Below are 3,760 nucleotides of genomic sequence, written 5' to 3' on the forward strand. Positions count from 1 at the left end.
AATCACTTGTCGGTACTTTTTTCAGATATTAATACAGATTCATAGACAAACCAATAAACTAATGGTTATACGATAATCAAAATAAATCCATTTTCAAAAGAAATTTTGTTAAGATTACAATATATGTATGGAAAGATTAAATGTTCATGTAGATACATTTGGCATACACAGAAAGGGGAAAAATTTTGTCGATTTACCATAAAGTAATTGGAGATGGATATCCCATCGTTATGTTGCATGGTTGGACACTTGACCATCAAGTGATGTTAAATGCAATGGAACCGTTATTCGAGAAACGAAGCCATTGGAAGAGAATATACATAGACTTACCAGGGATGGGGAATTCCGAGCCTCAATTGTCTATTCAGAACTCTGATAATATTTTAGAAGCGATATTATGTCTTTTGGACGAAATTATTCCTGACCAAAAGTTTATTGTTTGTGGCAATTCATATGGAGGGTACATTGCCAGAGGTATAGTCCGTTCACGCCAGGACAAAGTTCGTGGATTACTGCTAATGGCACCATTGATTATACCTGAATATGATGAAAGGGTGGTGCCCCAACAGACTGTTCTAAAGAAAGACAACGACTTGATATCACGTTTGTCTCCAGAGGAAGCTGATGAATTTTGTTCCATGGGGGTAGTCCAAGGTCAAACTGAATGGGAGAGGTTTCAAAATGAAATTTTACTTCCTTCTAAACAAACAAATCATGAATTTGTAAATAACATTCGTCAAAATGGATATGGCTTTACATTTGATATTTCATTTAAACTTGAGTATCCCACACTCATTATAACAGGACGTCAGGATAATGTAGTGGGATATCAGGATGCGTGGCAACTAATCGAAGATTACCCAAGGGCAACTTTTGCAGTGCTTGATATGGCTGGTCACAACCTACAAATTGAACAAACTGATGTATTTAACGTATTAGTGCATAACTGGTTAAACAGACTTGAGCTGGACAACTTTTGATTGGTATAACTTATCTTTATACTCATACTTAACATAACCAACATTATAGAAGCCAATTGAATAAGTAAAAAGCTACAACTAAAAATGAATGAAACAAAGACCCTCAAGTTCTCTATACTGTTGAATTTGAGGGTGTTATGTCATATTTAAATTATTAACTATTTTTCATTAATTAATAGTAGAGACATTAATAGAAAACTCCTCAATAACTTAACCTCTATAAACACTAGCACATGTATCTGGTTTTGGTTCATAATAACAATGATTTTTAAATTGACCAGATGCAGGTTGACCGTACCATGTTGGAGGGCACGGAGCATGGGGATTAAAATACCAAAGAGCAAATTTCGCTGGGTGTTGTCTCCAATAATCCAAATTCTGCTTTGCTAATCTTTTTTCAACACCTCTTGCTCTTTGATAAAACACATTGCCTTTTTGAACAGCTTCAAACGAATAATTCCCCCCCTGGACTTGATAAATGACTTGTGAAACGGTTCTTAAATTTTTAAAGTCTATACAATTTGCTGCAAGACGATTAACAATTACATTTCCCACATATAACATTCCTTGTCTTCCTTCACCTTCAGCTTCTGCTCGCATCATCCTTGCCATTAAGTTAATGTCTGAATTACTGTACTTTACTCTTGCCATTTATTCACCCCCAAAACATAGTATGAAAAAAAGCCTATATTGATGTCATTGTTTATAAGCTAGCAATGCTTAGTTTTCACATATCATCGCGCATATTTAATCATTACCATTAAATAAATTGATACTAATTAGCTACCGCAGTAGGTGATCGTTAGATGCTTATCGAATACGTTATAGGCAGTAACATTGTAAATTGAATGCCTCAAGTTTTAAAAATATGCCTTCGCAATAAATATAATCTCTCAGCCTGTACTAGTTACAAATCTGGCACTGATTCATTTGTGCAATTTACTAATATTAAAATTTTAAGGAGAGAGAAAATGGGAACATTATTTAATCAACCAACACGAAAAGATTATTTTGATAATGATGCTGTTAAATTTCTTGATACAGTAAAAACTCTTGCAAGAGATCATGGCCTGACAGTTGAAGAGACCTGTCGTGTTTTAGAACTATCTATGAAAATTGATGATTATGATCGCAAAGATGAACACATAGTAGCATTAGGACGATTAATAAAAGATTTAATTAATGAAATTTCTATGTTAAGAGAAAAGTTATAACCTAATAAAGTAGAAAAAACATCTAGAGAGTAAGACATTTCTTCTACTTTAAGATGGCTAAAACACAGTTAAACTAAAAAAGAGAAGGTTTTTAACCTTCTCTTTTTCTATATCATCGATGTTTAAATACTCTTTTTCATTCCGCATTCTCGACATTCACGTAAGAATACGCCACCCTTTACAGAACTTTTGAAGTAAGATGAATTGCAGTTGTTACATCTGCCACTCACCTTATCCGGAAATGCAGCATAGTCATACACTTTATCTAGATCGATTTCTTGCTCTTTTATTTCTTCCAGGTTGATCACTCTTTTCTATTTGGCTTTTATTAGACTACCACAATTACATCTATATAAAAGGGGTATGTTAAAATTACTCTGGTTTTTCCACTAGTTGCATCTGAAAAATTTGCGTTTCTTGAATATTGGCTCTTTGAAGTTCCTGTTTAAAGGATTCTCCTTCGTTTAGTTTAATAATTTTCTTTGAAGCGTCACGTAACGTGTATACTCTAAAATTGTACATGAATGTACCTCTACCAAAATAAATGCTTCCTGTACACGATTTCTTCAGGAACTAAGCCAAGCGAACATCGATGAGATCGCTTAACCTCATTTTATTCTTCAACTCAAATACGTCATCAATGAAAATAAATAAATCCCCAAGAGAATCGACAAACTGAATGAATCCTGTCTCTGTTATGAAATGACCTTACCTATAGTATTTCTTAAAGGCATAGACTCTTTCACTCTACGAAAGGTTAATATTTAAATAACAGTTCGTCGTTATTAAAATATTCTTCACTTCTATGAGGCCTGTCTAAATAAAAAGTACGCGAAATGAATAATAATCTTCTTGATTTATCTGTTGTATATAAATATAATGTAACTGAAGTACGCAAAAAGAGAACATGAAATTTAAAATACACTTTTCGTTATTATCATTTTTTGATTCCATTCATTACCTATATGCAAGAAACGTATGTTTATTATAATGAGATTACAGTATGAAGAGATTGAAGGAGATACCCCAACTTAATGCTGTAGTTTCGTTAATTAAGTTACACCTGGAATAAATACTAAATTCCTTTAGCTTTCGGAGAAAATATGTGCAGTTACTACGATTTAGATTTTTTTGAAAGCGATATCATTTTATTAAAAGAAAAACATTTTAAGGGATTTAATTATTTTAACAAGTTATAGAAATATCTAGTGTTATTGCTACCTTATCTCTAGACACTAGATAAAGAAGATATTTCTTTATCTGAAATGGAGGAATAATAGATTAGGATATTATTGTTAGACAATAAACAGGATTTCAAAAAGGTTAAAAGGATAATAGAAAACCTCTTTATAAACGATACTATATGCTCAGGTATATAAGGTGAGCCGAAAAAGTGTATTTTACATTAAAAATTTTGAAAACGCTTTACTGAAGGGGGGAGTTAATTTCAAATTATATGATTACCATTTATTTTAAAGATTATTTACACATTGGACTTATTTTTAATTATTGTCTTTTTTTATAGACGCTAGCCTAAGCATAGGCTCTCTTTAAGTGTTTTAATGA

General features: G+C 32.3%; 4 protein-coding genes. 2 read left to right on the forward strand and 2 right to left on the reverse strand.

Annotated features, from left to right (window positions below; translation table 11 throughout):
* The first annotated feature begins 185 nt into the window (after nt 1–185).
* Complete coding sequence (locus AC1DRF_RS19260) at nt 186–980, forward strand: alpha/beta fold hydrolase (RefSeq protein WP_427075023.1); 795 nt, start codon at nt 186–188, stop codon at nt 978–980.
* A 210-nt stretch (nt 981–1,190) separates the two neighbouring features.
* Here AC1DRF_RS19260 and AC1DRF_RS19265 read toward each other — a convergent pair whose 3' ends face one another.
* Nucleotides 1,191–1,631 carry a cell wall hydrolase gene (locus tag AC1DRF_RS19265; RefSeq protein ID WP_028409572.1) on the reverse strand — a complete coding sequence of 147 codons (441 nt, stop codon included), beginning with the start codon at nt 1,629–1,631 and terminating at the stop codon, nt 1,191–1,193.
* A 320-nt stretch (nt 1,632–1,951) separates the two neighbouring features.
* Here AC1DRF_RS19265 and AC1DRF_RS19270 point away from each other — a divergent pair, with 320 nt between their 5' ends.
* Entirely contained in the window at nt 1,952–2,194 is a 243-nt protein-coding gene (locus AC1DRF_RS19270; protein WP_098248954.1) for a hypothetical protein, read from the forward strand.
* A 122-nt stretch (nt 2,195–2,316) separates the two neighbouring features.
* Here the strand turns inward: AC1DRF_RS19270 and AC1DRF_RS19275 are convergent, their stop codons facing one another.
* A complete protein-coding gene (locus tag AC1DRF_RS19275) occupies nt 2,317–2,493 on the reverse strand; it encodes a DUF8096 family protein (RefSeq protein ID WP_097823078.1) in 177 nt (58 codons plus the stop codon).
* Between the last annotated feature and the right edge of the window lie 1,267 nt (nt 2,494–3,760).

The sequence above is a fragment of the Priestia sp. P5_B4 genome, assembly GCF_056400385.1.